Raw genomic sequence first — 17,928 nt, 5'->3', positions numbered from 1 at the left:
TGCTGCTCGGGACTGAAAGTGGTCTTCCCCGCCAAATGGCCGGCGCGGAAGGCCACTTTCATGTGGAGAGCCAGTTGAGCATCGCCCGCTCGCTCTCGACGATCTTCGGCAGCGACACGTACTCACCCTGCTGGTGCGCGAGGTTCGGGTCACCGGGACCGTAGTTGACGGCGGGGACCCCCAGCGCGGAGAAGCGGGCGACATCCGTCCAGCCCAGCTTGGCGCGCGGGGTGCCGCCGACGGCCGCGGCGAAGGCCGCCGCCACCGGATGCGTCAGCCCCGGCCTGGCGCCCGGCGCGGCGTCCACGAAGCTCACCGCGAACCCGGCGAACACCTCCCGCACGTGCTCCCGCGCCTCCTCGATCGACAGGTCGGGGGCGAACCGGTAGTTCACGCTCACCACGCACAGGTCAGGGATGACGTTGCCCGCGACCCCGCCACGGACGCCGACCGCGTTCAGCCCCTCGTGGTATTCGAGCCCGTCCACCGTCGGCCGCCGCGGCTCGTACGCGTTCAGCCTGGCCAGCACCGGCTCGATCCCGTGAATGGCGTTCACCCCGAACCACGACCTGGCGCTGTGCGCCCGCTTGCCGCTCACCGTGACCTCGGCCCGCAGCGTGCCCTGGCAACCGCCCTCGATCACGCCGTCGGTGGGCTCCATCAGCACCGCGAAGTCGGCCGCCAGCCAGTCGGCGTGCTCCCTGGCGACCCTGGTCAGGCCGTTGCGCTCGGACTCGATCTCCTCGCAGTCGTAGAAGACGTAGGTGAGGTCCCTGTTGGGCGCGGGCACGGTGGCCGCCAGCTTGAGCGCCACCGCGACGCCGGCCTTCATGTCGGTGGTGCCGCAGCCGTAGAGCAGGTCGCCCTCCACCCGGCTGGGCAGGTTGGCCGCGACGGGGACGGTGTCGAGGTGCCCGGCGATCAGCACGCGCTCGGGGTGCCCCAGCTCGGTGCGGGCGACGACCGTCTCCCCCGATCTGGTCACCTTGAGGTGCGGGAGCACGCTCAGCGCGCGCTCGACCTCGTCGGCCAGCGCCTGCTCGGCTCCGCTCACCGACTCGATGTCCACGATCGCGGCGGTCAGGTCGCGTACGTCCTGGGTCAGGTCAAGCATCAGGTGTTCACTCCGTGTTCGCGCAGCACCTCGTTGAGCGCCGCCTTGTCGTGCCGTCGCCCCGGCTCCAGGCGCTTGATCACCAGCACGCACGGCAGTCCGAACGTGCCGCCGGGGAACTCCTTCTGCCGCATGGCGCTCACCGCCACGCACCACGCGGGTATCCGGCCACGGGCCAGCTCCTCGCCGGTCTCCGCGTCGATCACCGGGATCGAGGCGGACAAGATCGTTCCGGCCCCGACGACCGCGCCCTGGCCGACCCGGGCGCCCTCGACGATCATCGCCCGGCTGCCGATCAGCACGTCGTCCTCGACGACGACCGGCACGGCGTTGGGCGGCTCCAGCACGCCGCCGATCCCCGCGCCGCCCGACAGGTGCACGTTCTTCCCGATCTGGGCGCACGATCCGACCGTGGCCCAGGTGTCGACCATCGTGCCGGAGTCCACGTACGCGCCGACGTTCGTGAACGACGGCATCAGCACCACGCCGGGCGCCAGGTAGGAGCCCCAGCGCGCGATCGCCCCCGGCACCACCCGGACGCCGTCGAAGGAGCTCTTCAGCGGATGCCTGTCGTGGTGGTGGAAGTCGCCCACCTGCGAGCGCGCCATGCCGAGCACCTTGAAGCTGAGCAGGATGGCCCTCTTGGCCCGCTCGTCCACCACGACCTCGCCGCCGACCAGGTGAGCGGCCCTGGCCTCGCCCCTGTCGAGCAGGTCCACGGCGGAGACCACCAGGTGACGCGCCTCGGCGTCGGCCGGGGACAGCTCCGCCCGGCGCTCCCACAGCTCGTCCACCACCGAGGGTATCGGCGAGGCGGTGCTCACGTGACTCATGGCCACGGAGCTTATCCGGCCGGGTAGGTTCTTCAGCGTGCGACCACGCTTCTCCCGTGGAGTCATCACCATCGCGATCATCGTCATCGTGCTCGCCGTGGGCATCTCCGTGGGGCTCTACCACCTGCTGAAAAGCGCGCCGCGCCTGGCCGCCGTTCCCGATGCCTACTGCACCGTGAACACGCCCGGGGGCGGCGTGAGCCTGCTGCCCGAGCAGGCCCAGATCTCCGCCACCATCGCGGCGGTCGCGGCGCGGCGCAGGCTGCCCGAGCGGGCCGTGGTGATCGCGTACGCGACGGCGCTGCAGGAGTCGAAGCTGCAGAACCTCGGCTTCGGCGACCGCGACTCGGTCGGAGTGTTCCAGCAGCGCGAGTCGCAGGGGTGGGGCACCAAGAAGCAGCTCCAGGATCCGGTCTACGCGACGAACAAGTTCTTCGCCGCGCTGGTCAAGGTCAAGAACTACCGCAAGATCCCGCTGGCGGAGGCGGCGCAGGCCGTGCAGCGCTCCGCGGGCGGTTACGCGTACGCGCCGCACGAGAGCGACGCGAAGATCCTCGCCGCCGCCTTCACCGGGCGCGTCCCGCAGTCCGTGCACTGCTGGTATCCCCCGGGCAAGACACCCACGCCCAAGGCCAAGGCCACGGAGGCGCGCAAGCAGCTCGCGCGGGCGCTGGGGAGTGTGGCGATCACCACGAAGAAGCGCGGGTGGCTGGTGGCGGCCTGGTCGGTGGCGCACGCGGAGAAATACGCGCTCAACCGGGTCGGCTACAGCGGGGCCACGTGGTCGAACAACCTCGAGGTCGAGGGGTGGGAGGCCGGCGGCGCGGCGGGCGACCAACGGGTCGAGCTCTCATGACCACTCTCGGCCGCGACGTGGTCATGACCACGACCCCCGGCCGGCGTTTCGCTCCGTAACGGCGGCGCGCCACTGACCGGTCAGAGGGCGTTTCCCTGGATGGAGGCGAGCCCGCGACGGCGTCTGGCGAGCCACGGCAGCGCGTAAGGGATGGAAGGGGTTTTAGGTCGCGCGCCGGACGATCGTGATCGAGCCGGGCGGGAGGGGCTGGGCGTAGCTGGCGGTCCAGGCGGAGCCCTGGATGCGCTCGAAGGAGAGCAGGCGGCCGTCGGAGGCCCGGTAGTCCGCGAAGTCCAGCAGCCCTCTGTCCGGGTTGCCCGTGTCGCCCTCGCTCCTGAACGCGGCCGTCCCCCGCTCGACGGGGAAGAACTCCACGCCCTCCATGACCAGCATGCTCCTGGCCGGCACCATGCCCTGCGTCGGCACGTTCGTCCAGAGCTGCACCTCCAGGTGCGGCGGGTCGCCGTCGAGCACCTCGACCGAGAGCCACTGGTAGCGCCGCGAGCTGTCACGCAGGAGGAACTCGGTCCACTGGTGGCCCTGCCAGCTGATGAACATGGCGCCGAGCACGCGCGCGGGCGACCCGTGCACCGCGATCCGGTCCCCGGCGCGGATCGTGCGAGGGTCGGTGTAGTCGGTGCCGGCATGCCCTGGGGCGCTCACCGGCGCCGCCAGCGGGGTCTCGATGGTGGCGACCTCGGCAACCGGCGGCGCGCCGGCTCGGCCCTTCCTGTCTTGCCTCAGGGTGGCCCAGAAGGCGCCCATCAACAACAGGACGGTGGCGATGCTCAGCCCGAGAACGACCATGGAGGTCATGCTCATCGATCAGCTCGCTCCACTCGCGGTCTGCCTCGGCATAAGCCCTTATCAATTTATGCGTGCACAAGCCGTTCGGCTGGCTATGACGGGCGATCCTACTGGAGGCGGCGCACTGCCGCACCGATCCGCTCATCAGTCGCTGTGAGGGCGATGCGGACGTGCCGTCCACCTGCCGATCCGTAGAACTCGCCGGGCGCGACCAGAACGCCGATCTCGGACAGTTCGGCCACCTGGTCCCAGGCGCTCTGCCCGTTCGACGCCCAGAAGTAGAGACCGGCGGTCGAGTGGTCGATCTGCCACCCCGCCTTCTCCAGCGCGGGCCGCAGCAGGGTGCGGCGGCCGGCGTAGAGATCGCGCTGCCGGCCGGCGTGCTCGTCGTCGGCGAGCGCCGCCGTCATCGCGGCCTGTACGGGCTGGGGCATGAGCATGCCCGCGTGTTTGCGGGTCTCCAGCAGGCGCTTGACCAGGACGGGATCGCCCGTCACGAACCCGGCCCGGTATCCGGCCAGGTTGGAGCGCTTGGAGAGCGAGTGGACGGCGAGCAGCCCCTCGTGGGAGCCGCCGCAGACGTCGGGGTGCAGGATCGAGATCGGCTCGTCCTCCCAGCCGAGCTCGATGTAGCACTCGTCGGAGGCCACGACCGTGCCGCGCTCGCGGGCCCAGGCCACGACCTTGCGCAGGTGCTCGGCGGGCAGCACCCGGCCCGTGGGGTTTCCAGGAGAGTTGATCCAGAGGAGGTCCACGTGCTCGGGGCCGAGCGCGAGCGTGCTGTCCGAGGCCGTGCCCGCCGCCCCCGCCAGCCGGGCGCCCACGTCGTAGGTGGGGTAGGCCAGCTCGGGGAAGACCACCCGCTTGGCGCCCAGGTAGGTGGGCAGCCAGGCGACGAACTCCTTGGAGCCGATCAGCGGGAGCACGTCCTGCTGATCGACGGCGACGCCGTGCCGGCGCCGCAACCACCCCGCGGCGGCCTCGCGCAAGGCCTTGGTGCCGTGGGTCAACGGGTAGCCGGGGCTGTTGGCGGCGCGTACGAGGGCGTCCTGGACGAGGTCGGGCACGGGATCGACGGGCGTGCCGACCGACAGGTCGACGATGCCGTCGGGATGTGCCCTGGCGCGCTCCTTGTACGGCTCCAGCCGGTCCCAGGGGAAGTCAGGCAGCTTGTTCACGATTCTCCAGGGTTTCGCATTGCCGTACTGAAGCGCGTTCGAACGCCGCGCGAACGGGGCGCATCCACCGGATGCCCCCGTGCACGGCGCCGACCGGGCCCCGCTAGTGGTCTTCGGCCTGCGGTGGCAGGGCGGACACCACCGGGTGGTCCTTTTCGATCTTGCCGACCTTCGAGGCCCCACCGGGCGAGCCGAGGTCTTCGAAGAAGTCCACGTTCGCCTTGTAGAAGTCCTTCCACTGCTCGGGAAGGTCATCCTCATAGAAAATCGCCTCGACGGGGCACACTGGCTCACACGCGCCGCAGTCCACGCACTCGTCGGGGTGGATGTAAAGCATGCGCTCGCCCTCGTAGATGCAATCGACGGGGCACTCCTCGATGCACGCCTTGTCCAGGACGTCCACGCAAGGCTGCGCGATGACGTAGGTCACCTCGAGCTCCTTCTTCTCCGCACCATGACATGACTCTGACCGCGGTTTGCTAGGCCCTAGTATTGCCGTGCTTGCCGACTGGCCGAAACGGAGGGTGGCAAACTCGTGGCCGCACGCCTCGTTATCGCCATCACTAGTCAGGATATAGGTGCACGGGTCACAACCCGAAGGCGCGTCCCCGGCGGGTTCCGAGACGCGGTCGGGATTCTCGTGTCCTGGGCCGACGGAGTGCTCGAAGTCCGCAAAAAAGACGGCACTCTGGTGGAGATCCGCGAAGAGACACTCGTGGCCGCCAAGGTCGTTCCGGCCGCGCCTCCTCGACCTGGACGGATGTAACGGTAAGTATTCGTTCTGTGACTGTACGTACCTGCGCCGCCGCAGCAGCCATCCTCGCCAGCGCCGGATGCGGCGCGTCGTCCACGGACACCGCCTCCACCGAGGCCAAGAACCTGCCGCCGATCAACGCCAAGGCCGCCTCGATGAAGGCGGGCTTCGGCACCATGGACCGCCTCGCCGAGGCCGCCAAGCACGAGGGCCAGCTCAACGTGATCGGGCTGCCCCGCGACTGGGCCAACTACGGCGAGATCATCGACACCTTCGCCGACAAGTACGACCTCAAGGTCAACGAACTGGAGCCTGGAGCGAGCAGCAAGCGGGAACTCGACGCCGCCGCGCAGCTCAAGCCCGACGTGTTCGACCTGACCATGGACATGGCCGTCTCCGGGGCCGACCAGTTCGCGCCCTACAAGGTCACGGGCTGGCAGGACCTGCCCGACCACATCAAGGACCCGTCCGGCGGCTGGTACGCCGCCTACGGCGACTACATGTCCATCGGCTACGACCCGCGCGCCGTCAAGCCGCCCGCCTCCTTCGCCGCCCTGCTCCAGCCCGGATACCGGGTCGCGCTCGACGGCGACCCGCTGCGCTCGGCGTCGGCGTTCGGCGGCGTCATGGCGGCCTCCATGCGCTCGGGGGCGCCGCAGCCCGAGCAGGGCGTCGAGCTGTTCGCCAAGCTCAAGCAGGCCGGGCGGTTCACCGAACCGGCCAAGGCCAACGTGGTCATCGCCTGGGACCACCTGAACGCCACCCGCAGCGCCAACCACTCCGACGCCTGGAAGGTGACGATCCCACGGGACGCGGCGCTCGGCGGCTACCACATGCAGGCGATCAACAAGGCAGCCCCGCATCCGGCCGCGGCCCGGCTGTGGCAGGAGTTCCTGTTCTCCGACGAGGGCCAGAACCTGCTCCAGAAGGGCTTCACCCGGCCGGCCCGCGGCGAGGCGATGCTCATCAAGGGCACCCTCGACGCAGAGCAGGCGGCGAAACTGCCCAGGGCGCCGGGTCCGCCGGTGCTCATGACGATTCCGCAGGCAGACGCGGCGAAGGCGTACCTGAGGAAGGAGTGGGCGAAGAGCGTGGGATGAGTCCGAAGTGACTTGATATGTCGTAGGGACAATCAGGCTCTAAAGTGAACGGACAGCACGGCCACGGGGGCCCGATGTCTGATCGAATGTGAGCTGATCGTCTTGCGATACGACACACCGAGCTTGGAGCGGTGGAACAGTCGTGCCTACGACAGCAGCTTCGGCTACGTCTCGACGCAGGGCGCGCCACTGCTCGACCTGCTCGACCCCCGGCCCGGCGAACGCGTGCTGGACCTGGGGTGCGGCACCGGGGTGCTGACCGCGCAACTCGCCTTCAGAGGCGCGGACGTCCTCGGCATCGACGGCTCCGCCCCGATGATCGAGAAGGCACTGGCGCAGTACCCGGGCATCAACTTCATCATCGGCGACGGGCACGACTTCACGATCGTGGACCCGTACGACGCGGTGTTCTCCAACGCGGCGCTGCACTGGATGAGCCGCGACCCGAGCGCCGTGATCGCCAGCGTCCGCGAGGCACTCAAGCCTGGCGGGCGCTTCGTCGCCGAACTGGGCGGGTCGGGCAACTGCGCCGAGCTCACCACCGCGATGCTGACCGCCTGGCGTGAGTACGGCCTGCGCGAACCCGAGCTCCCGTGGTATTTTCCCACGCCTGCCGAGTACGCCCGCCGCCTCGAGAAGGAGGGTTTCGTCGTCAGGTTGCTCGAATACTTCGACCGGCCGACCCCCCTCGACGAGTGCCCCGGAGGGGCCGCCGACTGGGTGCGCATGTTCGCCGGGTCGGTGCTCGAAGGACTTCCCCCGGAGATCGTGGAACCCCTGCTCCGGCGCGTCAACGAACTGGCCGCGCCCGCACTTCGCAGGGAGACTGGCTGGATGGCCGACTACGTGCGTCTACGCTTTGCCGCTGTTCGGCGTTGATGCGTCGGGCATGATGCGTAGGGCTGTTTTGCCGGACTATGGTCTGTTCCGTGGGCGGCGAGATTATGGCTGCACCGCTGCGGCGGCGTGAGGGGCTGGTGAACGGAACGGGATGAATTTCTGCCTGAGCGACCTCGTACCACCGTTGAGGTGGAGCGACGCGTCGACGATCACGCTACTCACCGGGCAGCCGGACCTGCCGGACGCATGGTGGCGCAGCTTGCCCATACCGCGCGTCCTGGCGGCGATCGGCCCCGAGTCCCTGGGTGAGCTGCTGACCGAGATCGCCCTGGAGCACTGGCCCGCGGCGGCCGTGGGCGATGTCCTGCCGGCGCTGCACGTCCTGGATCCGGAGGAGGCCGACGAGCCCGCCGTCGCCATCGCGCTCGACCGTGCCGGGTCGTGGGCGGGGCTGCTGGCGCTGACCAGCAGGGAGCTGGTGGACCAGCCCTTCATCCAGGCGCGGCCGGTGCTGAACACACTGTTCTCCGCCGTCCTGGTACGCCTCGCGCACCCGCTCGCCGAGGCCGACGCGGCCGCTGAGGCCGTCGCCCAGCGTCCGGCCACCGAGCCCGCCGCCCAGCGTCGGGCTGTCGAGCCCATCGCCCGCTCACAGGCCGCCACAGGCCCGAAGGGCGCCAGGCAGACGCCGGTGGCCCCCGCGGCCGCCGCTGCGGCGCCTGAGCGCTCGGAGACGGCCCCCAAGCCCGTCGCGGCCGAGCACGCCGCCGAGTTCGTCGCGGCCGACCCCGCCGCGGCCGACCCTGCTGCGGCCGACCCTGCTGCGGCCGACCCTGCTGCGGCCGGGCAGGCTGCGGCCGGGCAGGCTGCGGCCGGGCACGCCGCCGAGTCTGTCGTGGCCAAGCACGCCGCTGCCGAGCACGCCGCTGCCGAGCACGCGGCTGAGGCCGTCGCTCAGCGCGCCGCTGAGGCGGCCGACGAGCACGCCGCCCAGCACGCCGCCGAGGCCGCCGAGGGGCGTGGTGCCGCCGCCGAGGAGCCCCCGGCCCTCGCGCAGTTCGCCGACGTCGGCCCGGTGCCCGACGAGGACCTGCCCGCCCCTGAAGGCGAGCAGGCCGAGTCCCGCCAGGCCCCCGCTCAGGCCGAGACACCTCAGACCGAGGCAGCTCAAGCCGAGGCAGCTCAAGCCGAGGCGCCTCAAGACGCCGTGGCACGGCACGACGCGGAGGCCCCCCACGCCGTCGAGGCCCCGCACAACGTCGAGGCCCCGCACGACGCCGGGACACCGCACGACGCCGGGACACCGCACGACGCCGGGACACCGCACGACGCCGGGACACCGCACGACGCCGGGGCACAGGGCGACGCCGGGGCACAGGGCGCCGAGGCGTCGCAGGACGCTGACGCTCGCCATGAGGCCGCCCACGAGGGCGCTGCGTCGCATGAGGGCGCGCCGGGCAGCGAGGCTGGCGAGGCCGTTGAGCGGGTCGTGGACGCCGACGTGGAGCCGGTGGCCGACGAGGAACCCCAGCCGGAGCCCCAGCCTGTGCTGGACGCCGCTGAGGAGCCCGCTCCCGAGCCGGCTGCCCAGGAGGCGGCCGCGCTAGAGGCGGCTGCCCAGGAGGCGGCCGCGCTAGAGGCTGAGGCCGCACACGAACAGCGGGATCCCGAGGAGGCGGCGGCCCCCGGGCAGGAGTCTGGGGAGCGGGAGTTGCCTGAGTTGATCGAGGCCGCGTTCGCCGGGCTGGATGACAAGAGCTGGGCGGTGGCGCAGAACCGGGTGTTCACCGACGAGCCGTCCGCCGTGGACCAGCTCGCCAAGCTCTTCGCCGTCCCCCCGGCCGAGATCGCCGCCACGGAGGACGAGCTGCGCGCCCGCCTCGACCAGTGGCTGACCAGCGACGTGGCGGCCCCGTACCGCGCTCATCTGGACGAGCTGGTGCGGACCCTCGGCAGGACGGCCCCCAAGGAGCAGGTCATCGGCGCGGCCGACTGGCACAACGTGGAGATCCGCGCGCTGGAGGTCCCTGCATGGCAGTTCGTGCTGGCGACGCTGGCCCCACCGCCCCCGGCGGCGCCTCAGGTCCAGCAGCAGCCGGTGGAGCAGGCCCCGTCGGCGTTCGGGCAGGTGGTGCAGATGCCGCCGCCCCCTCCCCCTGGCCCGCCGCAGTTCCAGGCGTTCACGCCGGGCGCCCCGCCCGCGGCTGAGAGCAACGGCGAGCACGACAAGCCGTACCAGCCCCTGAAGGACGTCTCCCAGACCAGGCGCTGTTTCCGGCAGCCGGACGGCAGGTGGTGGCTGCGCATCGACGTGACGGGCGAGCAACTGGCCGGAGGTGAGTGCGCGTTGCCGACGGGATTCGCGTCGTACCTGGGGCTGTCGCCGGGCGAGAGCAGGACGGTCAGGAGCGCCGCGGGCGAGCTGACCATGGTCTGGCACGGCAAGCCGGTCCTCGAATCCATCGAGCGCCTCCTGGTGGACGTGGGAGCCCGGGAGGGCGGGCACCTGTTCCTGACGCTGTCGGACGAGGGCGTGCTGCGGGCCAGGCACCTCCCGGTCGCCGCCCAGGGGGCCGAGAAGATCACCAAGGCGCTGCGCCTGGTCGGGTACACGGCCCCTGGAGGCACCCGAGATCAGGCGGCGAGAGTGATCGCCACCAGAATCGGCATGACGGGCCCGGTCGCCCTGCAGGATCTGCTCAACAGGCTCCGCGAACGTGGGGACCGCGATCTGCTCGAGCTGCTGGGCTGAGGCCGGTGCCGCGGCTCGCGATCGGCCCTGAGTTTCCCAGGGAGCTCAGCGCACTGGCCCAGCCGGTGCGCAGGGACGCCGTGGTCGCGCTGCGCCGGTTCCTGCTGAACGTGTCCGGCGCCCCGCACCCCGAACGGGTCAGGGGCGCCAGGGATCCGCGGGCGGCGACCCTGCGCCTGGCGGACGGGCATCGCGGGGTGGTGGTGCGGGAGCGGGACGTGTACTGGCTGCGGACGGTGCTGCCCGACCCCCAGGCCTGGTCGTACGCCCGCCGCCACCGCTACGGCGTGAACCCGGTGATCGGCGTCGTCGAGGAGTGGGACGCCGAGGCTCTGGAGCGGGTGGAGCCGGCGTTACGCAGGTCGGTGGGGCGCGGACGGCTGTTCGACCCGATCTGCGACGGCGACCTGCTCGGGCTCGGCCTGGACGGGCACGCGCTGCCGCTGTTCCGGCTGATCACGACCGAGGCCGACGTGGCGGCGCTCGAACCGCTGCTGCCGCCCACCCAGTACGTGCCGCTGGCCGTGCTCGCCCGCGGCGGCTCGTTGTCGGAGGCGTGGCGGGAGCTGGACGCCTGGCGGGCGTCCGACGAGGACACCGGCCCGATCGACACCGAGGACCTGTACGCGGCGCTGCGGCGCAGCCCCGACCGGGCGGTGTTCGTCCCCGACAAGCTGGCGCTCGACCGGGTGCTCCAGGCACCCGACTGGTGTACGTTCCTGCACCCGCCGCAACACCGGCTGGCCAGGGCCGCCAGGTACGAGCACCCCATGCTGGTCGTGGGCGGCGCGGGCACCGGCAAGACCGTCACCGCCCTGCACCGGGCGGCTCACCTGGCCGCGAGGGGCGCCGGGCCCGTGCTGCTGGTGACGTTCTCGCAGAGCCTGGCCGAGGAGCTGTCGGCGCGGCTGGACCTGCTGATCGAGGACGACGTGGTGCGCAAGCGGGTCGAGGTGGACAACGCCGAACGCCTGGCCATGCGCATCGTGACCGCCCAGGAGGGCCGCCGCCCCGCGCTGGTCGGCCCCGGGGCGCGTTCGCTGGCGGAGCTGACGGACGAGGCGCTCAGGTTGCTCTCGATCACGACGGGTGATCTGCTCGACGACGTGGATCCTGGGCGCAAGCCGTACCGTCACATGGTTGTGGACGAGGCTCAGGACATCAGCCCGGCGCAGTGGCGGTTGCTGCGGGCGGCGGTGCCGCGGGCGCGCGACGACCTGTTCATCGTCGGCGACCCGCACCAGCGCGTCACCGACACGCAGGTGGTGCTCGGCGCGGTCGGCATCCCCGCCGACCAGCGCACGCTCAGGCTCTCCTACCGGCTGCCCCAGGAACTGCTGCCCTTCGCCGTACGGCTGCGCGGCGGCGGCCCCTCGCCCGGCCTGGTCAAGGGCGTGACGGAGATGTACGGGTTCAGCGCGACGCGTAATGGCCATCGGCCGATCGTGCGGGCGTACGACACAATGGAGTCGGAGCTGGCCGGGCTGCGCGCCACCGTCGACGCGTGGCTGGCAGCGGGGCTGGCTCCCAGTGAGATCGCCGTCGGGGCCCGCAACCAGGGGCTCGTCCGTGACGCCACGCGCGCGCTGGACGGCCTGGATGTGCGGGTGTCGACCTTCCAGCATCTGAAAGGGCTCGAGTTCGAACGGGTGGCGCTCATCGGGGTGGCGGAGGGCGTGGTGCCTGGTCCGTCACCGGAGGATCCGTCTGCCCGGGCTCGTGCCCTGCAACGCGAACGGAGCATACTGTTCGTCGCCTGTACCCGGGCGCGGTCGATGCTCTATATCTCCCATTCCGGAAGAGGCAGCCCGTTTTTACCCCTCTGATCACATAGTCTGAACTGCGGATATCTTCCCTTTGCCGGTTGGACCTCAATGAACCTCAGCCTGAGCGACCTCGCGCCACCCCTGCGCTGGACCTCCCCTGGTCAAATCGCGCCGATCGTGGAGGAGCCCCAGCTGCCCGAGGCCTGGTGGCAGGCGATTCCCCTCGATCGAGCGTGCTCCATCGTCGGCACGCAGACCGTGGCGGGCCACCTGGCCGATCTGGCCGTGGCCTGCTGGGGGCATCTGATGCTCGGCGACATCCTGCCGCTGCTGCGCTTCTCCGACCCCGCCGAGTCCGAGCGGACGCCGGAGACGCTGGGCAAGGACGTGGTGCAGAAGCTGTTCATCGGTGTGTTCGAACGGCTGCTCGAACCCGCGCCCGAGGTGGTGCCCGCGCCGTCCAGGCCGGACAGGCCGCCGCCCGACCTGATCGACGAGTTGTTCGGGGCGATGGACGACCGGCAGCGGGCCATCGCCCGCGACCGGCTGTACGCGACGCAGCGGGCCACCCTCGACGAGCTGGCGCAGCGGTTCTCGGTGACGCGGGAGCGGATCAGGCAGATCGAGCGTGACCTGCGCGAGCACGTGGAGGCCTGGCTCGGCAAGCCCGACTCGGCCCCCCTGGTGGCGCACGTGACGTGGTTGCGCGGGCGGCTGGGCTCGGCCGTGCCGGCCGACGACCTCCAGGCCGCCGTGCCGTGGCACCAGGGCGAGCTGCGTTCGCTGGGGATCCCGGCGTGGCGGTTCGTGCGTACGCTGCTGACCGGCTACGAGCAGGCCGACGGCTGGCTCGTGGCCGGCGGGGCCGACGAGCTGAGGGAGAAGACGCGCCAGCTCTTCGCCGACGGGCCGCGCCCGCTCGGCGAGGCCGTGGCCATGGTGACACAGCTCGGCGTGCGCGAGGACGTGGCCGAGCGGTGGATCCTGGCCGTGCCGCAACTGCGCGTGCTGGGCCGCCACGTGGTGCCGTGGCCGCGCAGCATCAACGAGAAGGCCGAGGCGGTGCTCGCGGTGGCGGGCGCGCCGCTGACGCCGGAGGAGATCCAGGAACGCATCGGCGAGGACTACAGCCTGGTCGGCATCCGCAACCAGCTCACCGCCGACGAGCGCTTCCACCGGGTCGATCGCAACAAGTACGGCCTGACCAGGTGGGGCGGCGACGAATACCTGGGGATCAGGGAGATGATCGCCAGGGAGATCGAGCGGGCCGGTGGCGAGGCTTCCGTGGGCACGATCGTGGCGAACCTGACCTCACGCTACGAGGTGAGCGAGAGCTCGGTCCGCGCCTACTCGGGCGGGCCCGGGTTCGAGCGGACCCAGCGGGGCTGGATCAGGGTGGCGGGCACCGCGCCCGGCGGGGAGGCGGAGCCGTACCAGCCGCGTAAGGACGTCTCTTCGACCCGGCGCAGCTTCCGCTCCCGCGACGGCCGCTGGTGGCACCGGGTGGACGTCAACGCCGAGCATCTGCGCGGCTCCGGGTCGCCGCTGCCGACGGGGTTCGCGGCGTACCTGGGGATGGCGCCGGGCGGGCAGCTCACGGCCTCCTCGCCGTCCGGCGACGTGGTGATCAGCTGGCACAACCAGCCCACCATGGGGTCGATCCGCAACGTGCTGGCCGACTACAAGGCCGCCGACGGCGACCACGTCTTCCTGACCGTGTCGGACGGGGGCGAGTTGCTGACCCGCTACCTGCCCGCCGCGCCGGTCGGGATGCCGCCCATCAACCGGGCGCTCTACCTGTTCGGCTACACCGCGCCGGTCAGCTCGGAGATCGAGGGGCTGCGGCTGATCGGGGCCAGGATCGGGCTGCCGGACACGGCCACCCGCGAGGAGATCCTGGGCAGGCTGCGCGAGCGGGGCGACAGGGACATCCTCGGTTTCCTGGGGGGCTGACGGCCGGGCTAAGCTCGGGAGATGTTGCGGATCTACGACACGCGTGCCAGGCAGGTCGAGGAGATCGCCGCCGAGCGGGCGCTGCGGATGTACACGTGCGGGCCGACGGTCTATCGCTACGCGCACGTGGGCAATCTACGCACCTATGTGCTCTCCGATCTGATCAGGCGGGTCCTGGAGCGGCGGCGGGTGCGGGTCGTGGTCTGTCAGAACATCACCGACGTCGGCCACCTCATCGACGACTCCTCTGACGAGGGTGAGGACAAGGTCCTCGCGCAGGCGCGGGCCGAGGGCCGCTCACCGCTGGAGATGGCGCGCTTCTACGAGGACGCCTTCAGGAACGACACCGCCGCGCTCAACCTGCGGCCGCCCGAGCACACGCCCCGGGCCAGCGAGACCATCGACCTGATGATCGACCTGATCGCCACGCTGGTCGAGAAGGGGCACGCGTACACGGTGCCGGACGGGTCGGTGTTCTTCGACGCACGGTCGTTCCCGACATATGGCGAGATCTCCGGGAACCGGCTCGACGAGCTCAAGCCCGCCCACCGCATCGAGGCCGTCGATCCCCGCAAGCGTTTCCACGCCGACTGGGCCCTGTGGAAGCCGGGCAAGGGCGAGCTGACCTGGGAGACGCCGTGGGGGCGCGGGTTCCCCGGGTGGCACGTGGAGTGCTCGGCCATGTCGCTGCGCTTCCTCGGGTCCAGGTTCGACATCCACACCGGCGGGATGGACCTGCGGTTCCCGCATCACGAGGACGAGCGGGCCCAGTCCGACTCGGCGGCCGGGCACGAGGTGGTGCGGCACTGGGTGCACGGCGAGCATCTGCTGTTCGACGGGCGGAAGATGGCCAAGTCCACCGGGAACGTGGTGCTGCTCTCCGACGTGGTGGCGGCCGGGCTCGACCCGCTCGCCGTGCGCATGGCGTTCCTGGAGCACCGCTACCGGCAGCAGCTCAACCTGACGTGGGACACGCTGCGGGCCGCCGACCGGACGGTGCGCAGGTGGCGCACGCGGGTGGCCGAGTGGGCCGAGTCGGTCAGCGCGCCCCTGTCCCAGTCCCATGTCGAACGGGTGGAGGCGGCGTTCGACGACGACCTCGACACCCCTGCGGCGCTGCGGATCCTGCGGGAGCTGGAGCGGGACGAGTCGGTGCCGCCGGGGGCCAAGTTCGAGACGTTCCTGCATCTCGATCAGGTGCTGGCGCTCGACCTGTCCATCGAGATCGGCAAGACGCCCGTGCTGCCGGCCGGGGCTTCCGAGCTGCTGGAGGCGCGGGCCAGGGCGCGGGAGGCCGGGGACTTCGCGCAGGCCGATCGGTTGCGGGGCTCTCTGGCCGAGCTGGGAGTGCGGGTGTCGGACACGCCGGAGGGTCAGACCTGGGTTTGAGCGGGCCCGAGGAGTGATCACGAACTGCAAGACTTGATGCCAGCTTTTCGGCGTTAAGGAGGTGGCGGTGAGGCCCTATGCGTGGATGCCATGGCCGTTGCGGTGGTTCGCTCGGGTGTTGACCGTGCTGCTCGCACTGGTCGTGGTGCTCGCAGGGGTCCTCGTGTACACGGTGCGGAAGTCGTTTCCGCAGGTGGATGGTGCGCTGCGACTCCCCGGCTTATCCGGAAATGTGGAGATTTTTCGGGATAAAACGGGAATTCCGCACATCTATGCTGACAGCACTGCCGATCTGTTCATGGCGCAGGGGTTCGTGCACGCGCAGGACCGTTTCTTCGAGATGGACTTCCGCCGCCACCTGACGGCCGGGCGCCTCTCGGAGCTCTTCGGCACCTCCACGCTCGCCAACGACAAGGCCCTGCGGACCATGGGCTGGCGCAGGGTGGCCGAGCAGGAGCTGCCCGAGCTGGCCAAGGAGACGCAGGGCTTTCTGAGCGCGTACGCCAAGGGTGTCAACGCCTGGCTCGCCGCCAACCCGAACGCCTCCGACCGCAGCCTCGAATACTCCCTGCTGAAGCTTCAGGGCAGCGGCGGCGAGCCGGAGAAGTGGACCGCGGTCGACTCGCTGGCCTGGCTGAAGGCCATGGCGTGGGACCTGCGCTCCAACATGGAGGACGAGATCGACCGCGCCCTCGCGGCGACCACCCTGCCCAAGGCGCGGGTCGATCAGCTCTACCCCGGCTACCCCTACGACCGGCACCTCCCGATCGTCAACGAAGGCGCCGTCGTCCGCGGCCGCTTCGAGCAGCAGGCGGAGCCGCGGCAGCGGGCCAACCGGCTCCTCGGCCAGGCGGCCAAGACGCTGGATGACGTGCCGAGCACGATGGGCACCGCGGACCGCGAGGGCATCGGGTCGAACTCGTGGGTGGTCTCCGGCGAGTACACCGCCGGCGGCAAGCCGCTCCTGGCCAACGACCCGCACCTGTCGGCGGCGCTGCCGTCCGTCTGGTACCAGGTGGGGCTGCACTGCAGGAAGGTCACGGCGGCGTGCCCGTACGACGTAACGGGGTTCAGCTTCTCCGGGGTCCCCGGGGTGATCATCGGGCACACGGACAAGATCGCGTGGGGCTTCACCAACCTGGGGCCTGACGTGTCCGACCTCTTCCTGGAGCAGGTGGACGGAGACTCCTACCTGTACCGGGGCGAGCAGATCCCGCTGGAGACGCGGCAGGAGCAGATCAAGGTGGCGGGCGGCTCGCCGGTCACGATCACCGTCAAGACCACCCGGCACGGGCCGCTGATCAACGAGGTGGTGAACGGCGCGAAACCCAGCGGCGAGGCCAACGCGGTGGCGCTGCAGTGGACGGCGCTGACGCCTGGGCGGACCGCCGACGCGATCTTCGCGCTGAACCGGGCGGGGAACTGGCAGGAGTTCAAGGCGGCCGCGGCGTTGTTCGAGGTGCCCTCCCAGAACCTGATCTACGCCGACACGACGGGCAAGATCGGTTATCAGGCTCCCGGGCGCATCCCCGTACGCGAGCACGGCGACGGCACCTGGCCGGTCCCGGGCTGGACGGGCGACTACGACTGGCAGAGCGTACCCATCCCGTACGACCAGCTCCCCTCCGTCGAGGACCCCGCCGACGGCTTCATCGTCACCGCCAACAACGCCGTCATCGACCCGAGCCGCTACAGACCCCTCCTGACCAAGGACTGGTCGTACGGCTACCGCTCCGAACGCATCCGCACCCTCATCAAAGACGCGATCAAGAAGGGCCCGATCGACGCGGACACCATGTCGCGCATCCAGCAGGACTCCTCCAACGGCTTCGCCGAGACCCTGGTCCCCGCCCTGATGCGGGTGGACCTGGCGGGCCCCGGCGGCCGGGCCAGGGAGTTGCTGAAGACGTGGGACCGCTCACAGGGCCTCGACTCGGCCGCCGCCGCCTACTTCAACGCGGTCTGGCGGCAGGTGCTCGTGCTGACGTTCGGCGACGACCTGCCGGAGGCGGCCAGGCCCACGGGAGGGGACCGCTGGTACGAGGTCGTCAGGCGCCTCCTGGAGGTCCCTGATGACCCGTTCTGGGATGACGTGAGCACGAAGAACCTCAAGGAGACCCGCGACGACATCCTCCGCCAGGCGATGGCCTCGGCGTACCAGGAGCTGGCCGACCGGCTCGGAGCGGACGTCAAGGCGTGGCGCTGGGGCGATCTGCACCAGCTCGAACTGGTCAACGGCTCACTCGGCACCTCGGGCATCGCCCCGATCGAGGCCCTGTTCAACCGCGGCCCGCTGGCGGTTCCCGGCAGCAAGGACGCCGTGAACGCCACGGGTTGGAACGTTCAGCAGGACTACTCGGTCACCGCCGTGCCGTCCATGCGCATGATCGTCGATCTCTCGGACCTGGACAAGTCCCGCTGGGTCAACCTGACGGGCGCCTCGGGCCACGCCTTCCACGACAACTACTGGGACCAGGCGGAGACCTGGGCGAGGGGCGATCTGCTCCCGATGCGCTCCACCCCGGAGTCGGTCAAGAAGGCCGCGACCAACACCCTCAGGCTGAACCCATGACCGTACGCCGCGGG

Annotated in this window: 14 protein-coding genes; 9 read left to right on the top strand and 5 right to left on the bottom strand. The window is 70.8% G+C overall.

Going from position 1 to position 17,928, the window contains the following annotated elements:
• Positions 1-58 precede the first annotated feature (58 nt).
• On the bottom strand, positions 59-1,114 hold the full coding sequence (gene dapE, locus ACFPZ3_RS47925) for a succinyl-diaminopimelate desuccinylase (protein WP_379521096.1): 1,056 nt from the start codon (positions 1,112-1,114) through the stop codon (positions 59-61).
• Positions 1,114-1,947 carry a 2,3,4,5-tetrahydropyridine-2,6-dicarboxylate N-succinyltransferase gene (locus ACFPZ3_RS47920; RefSeq protein ID WP_379521095.1) on the bottom strand — a complete coding sequence of 278 codons (834 nt, stop codon included), beginning with the start codon at positions 1,945-1,947 and terminating at the stop codon, positions 1,114-1,116. Before ACFPZ3_RS47920 ends, dapE begins: the two co-directional genes overlap by 1 nt.
• A 37-nt stretch (positions 1,948-1,984) precedes the next feature.
• Between ACFPZ3_RS47920 and ACFPZ3_RS47915 the strand changes: the two genes are divergently transcribed.
• Positions 1,985-2,803, top strand: coding sequence for a hypothetical protein (locus ACFPZ3_RS47915; protein WP_379521094.1), 819 nt, complete (start codon positions 1,985-1,987; stop codon positions 2,801-2,803).
• Between the two features lie 162 nt (positions 2,804-2,965).
• Here the strand turns inward: ACFPZ3_RS47915 and ACFPZ3_RS47910 are convergent, their stop codons facing one another.
• From ACFPZ3_RS47910 to fdxA, 3 genes are all read right to left on the bottom strand, one after another.
• Complete coding sequence (locus ACFPZ3_RS47910) at positions 2,966-3,625, bottom strand: DUF4178 domain-containing protein (protein WP_379521093.1); 660 nt, start codon at positions 3,623-3,625, stop codon at positions 2,966-2,968.
• A gap of 92 nt (positions 3,626-3,717) precedes the next feature.
• Positions 3,718-4,788, bottom strand: a complete 1,071-nt coding sequence (dapC, locus tag ACFPZ3_RS47905; RefSeq protein WP_379521092.1) for a succinyldiaminopimelate transaminase — start codon at positions 4,786-4,788, stop codon at positions 3,718-3,720.
• 103 nt (positions 4,789-4,891) lie between these two features.
• Complete coding sequence (fdxA, locus tag ACFPZ3_RS47900; protein ID WP_103960331.1) at positions 4,892-5,218, bottom strand: ferredoxin; 327 nt, start codon at positions 5,216-5,218, stop codon at positions 4,892-4,894.
• A gap of 105 nt (positions 5,219-5,323) precedes the next feature.
• Here fdxA and ACFPZ3_RS70355 point away from each other — a divergent pair, with 105 nt between their 5' ends.
• The 8 genes from ACFPZ3_RS70355 to ACFPZ3_RS47865 all read left to right on the top strand — a co-directional run bounded on the left by ACFPZ3_RS70355 (position 5,324) and on the right by ACFPZ3_RS47865 (position 17,914).
• Positions 5,324-5,554 carry a putative acetyltransferase gene (locus ACFPZ3_RS70355; RefSeq protein ID WP_465263590.1) on the top strand — a complete coding sequence of 77 codons (231 nt, stop codon included), beginning with the start codon at positions 5,324-5,326 and terminating at the stop codon, positions 5,552-5,554.
• Between the two features lie 17 nt (positions 5,555-5,571).
• Entirely contained in the window at positions 5,572-6,642 is a 1,071-nt protein-coding gene (locus tag ACFPZ3_RS47895) for an ABC transporter substrate-binding protein (RefSeq protein WP_379521091.1), read from the top strand.
• Positions 6,643-6,744: 102 nt separating this feature from the next.
• Entirely contained in the window at positions 6,745-7,521 is a 777-nt protein-coding gene (locus ACFPZ3_RS47890; RefSeq protein ID WP_379521090.1) for a class I SAM-dependent methyltransferase, read from the top strand.
• 220 nt (positions 7,522-7,741) lie between these two features.
• Positions 7,742-10,234, top strand: a complete 2,493-nt coding sequence (locus ACFPZ3_RS47885) for a hypothetical protein (RefSeq protein WP_379521089.1) — start codon at positions 7,742-7,744, stop codon at positions 10,232-10,234.
• A gap of 5 nt (positions 10,235-10,239) precedes the next feature.
• Entirely contained in the window at positions 10,240-12,060 is a 1,821-nt protein-coding gene (locus ACFPZ3_RS47880; protein WP_379521088.1) for a UvrD-helicase domain-containing protein, read from the top strand.
• A gap of 48 nt (positions 12,061-12,108) precedes the next feature.
• The gene (locus ACFPZ3_RS47875) at positions 12,109-13,953 is read left to right on the top strand and encodes a sigma factor-like helix-turn-helix DNA-binding protein (RefSeq protein ID WP_379521087.1); all 1,845 of its coding nucleotides are present in this window, start codon (positions 12,109-12,111) and stop codon (positions 13,951-13,953) included.
• Between the two features lie 21 nt (positions 13,954-13,974).
• Positions 13,975-15,342, top strand: a complete 1,368-nt coding sequence (gene cysS / locus ACFPZ3_RS47870) for a cysteine--tRNA ligase (protein ID WP_379521086.1) — start codon at positions 13,975-13,977, stop codon at positions 15,340-15,342.
• Between the two features lie 85 nt (positions 15,343-15,427).
• Positions 15,428-17,914, top strand: coding sequence for a penicillin acylase family protein (locus tag ACFPZ3_RS47865; protein WP_379521122.1), 2,487 nt, complete (start codon positions 15,428-15,430; stop codon positions 17,912-17,914).
• The last annotated feature ends 14 nt before the right edge of the window (positions 17,915-17,928 follow it).

The sequence above is a fragment of the Nonomuraea insulae genome (assembly GCF_042656245.1).
Note: the sequence above shows the minus strand (reverse complement) of the source record. Positions and strands in the feature narration are given on the sequence as shown.

What these genes read in the sequence shown, in the direction of transcription:
- dapE (WP_379521096.1), bottom strand. Translation starts at nt 1,114, where the DNA reads ATGCTTGACCTGACCCAGGACGTACGCGACCTGACCGCCGCGATCGTG.
- ACFPZ3_RS47910 (WP_379521093.1), bottom strand. Translation starts at nt 3,625, where the DNA reads ATGAGCATGACCTCCATGGTCGTTCTCGGGCTGAGCATCGCCACCGTC.
- cysS (WP_379521086.1), top strand. Translation starts at nt 13,975, where the DNA reads ATGTTGCGGATCTACGACACGCGTGCCAGGCAGGTCGAGGAGATCGCC.
- ACFPZ3_RS47920 (WP_379521095.1), bottom strand. Translation starts at nt 1,947, where the DNA reads ATGAGTCACGTGAGCACCGCCTCGCCGATACCCTCGGTGGTGGACGAG.
- ACFPZ3_RS47865 (WP_379521122.1), top strand. Translation starts at nt 15,428, where the DNA reads ATGCCATGGCCGTTGCGGTGGTTCGCTCGGGTGTTGACCGTGCTGCTC.
- ACFPZ3_RS47875 (WP_379521087.1), top strand. Translation starts at nt 12,109, where the DNA reads ATGAACCTCAGCCTGAGCGACCTCGCGCCACCCCTGCGCTGGACCTCC.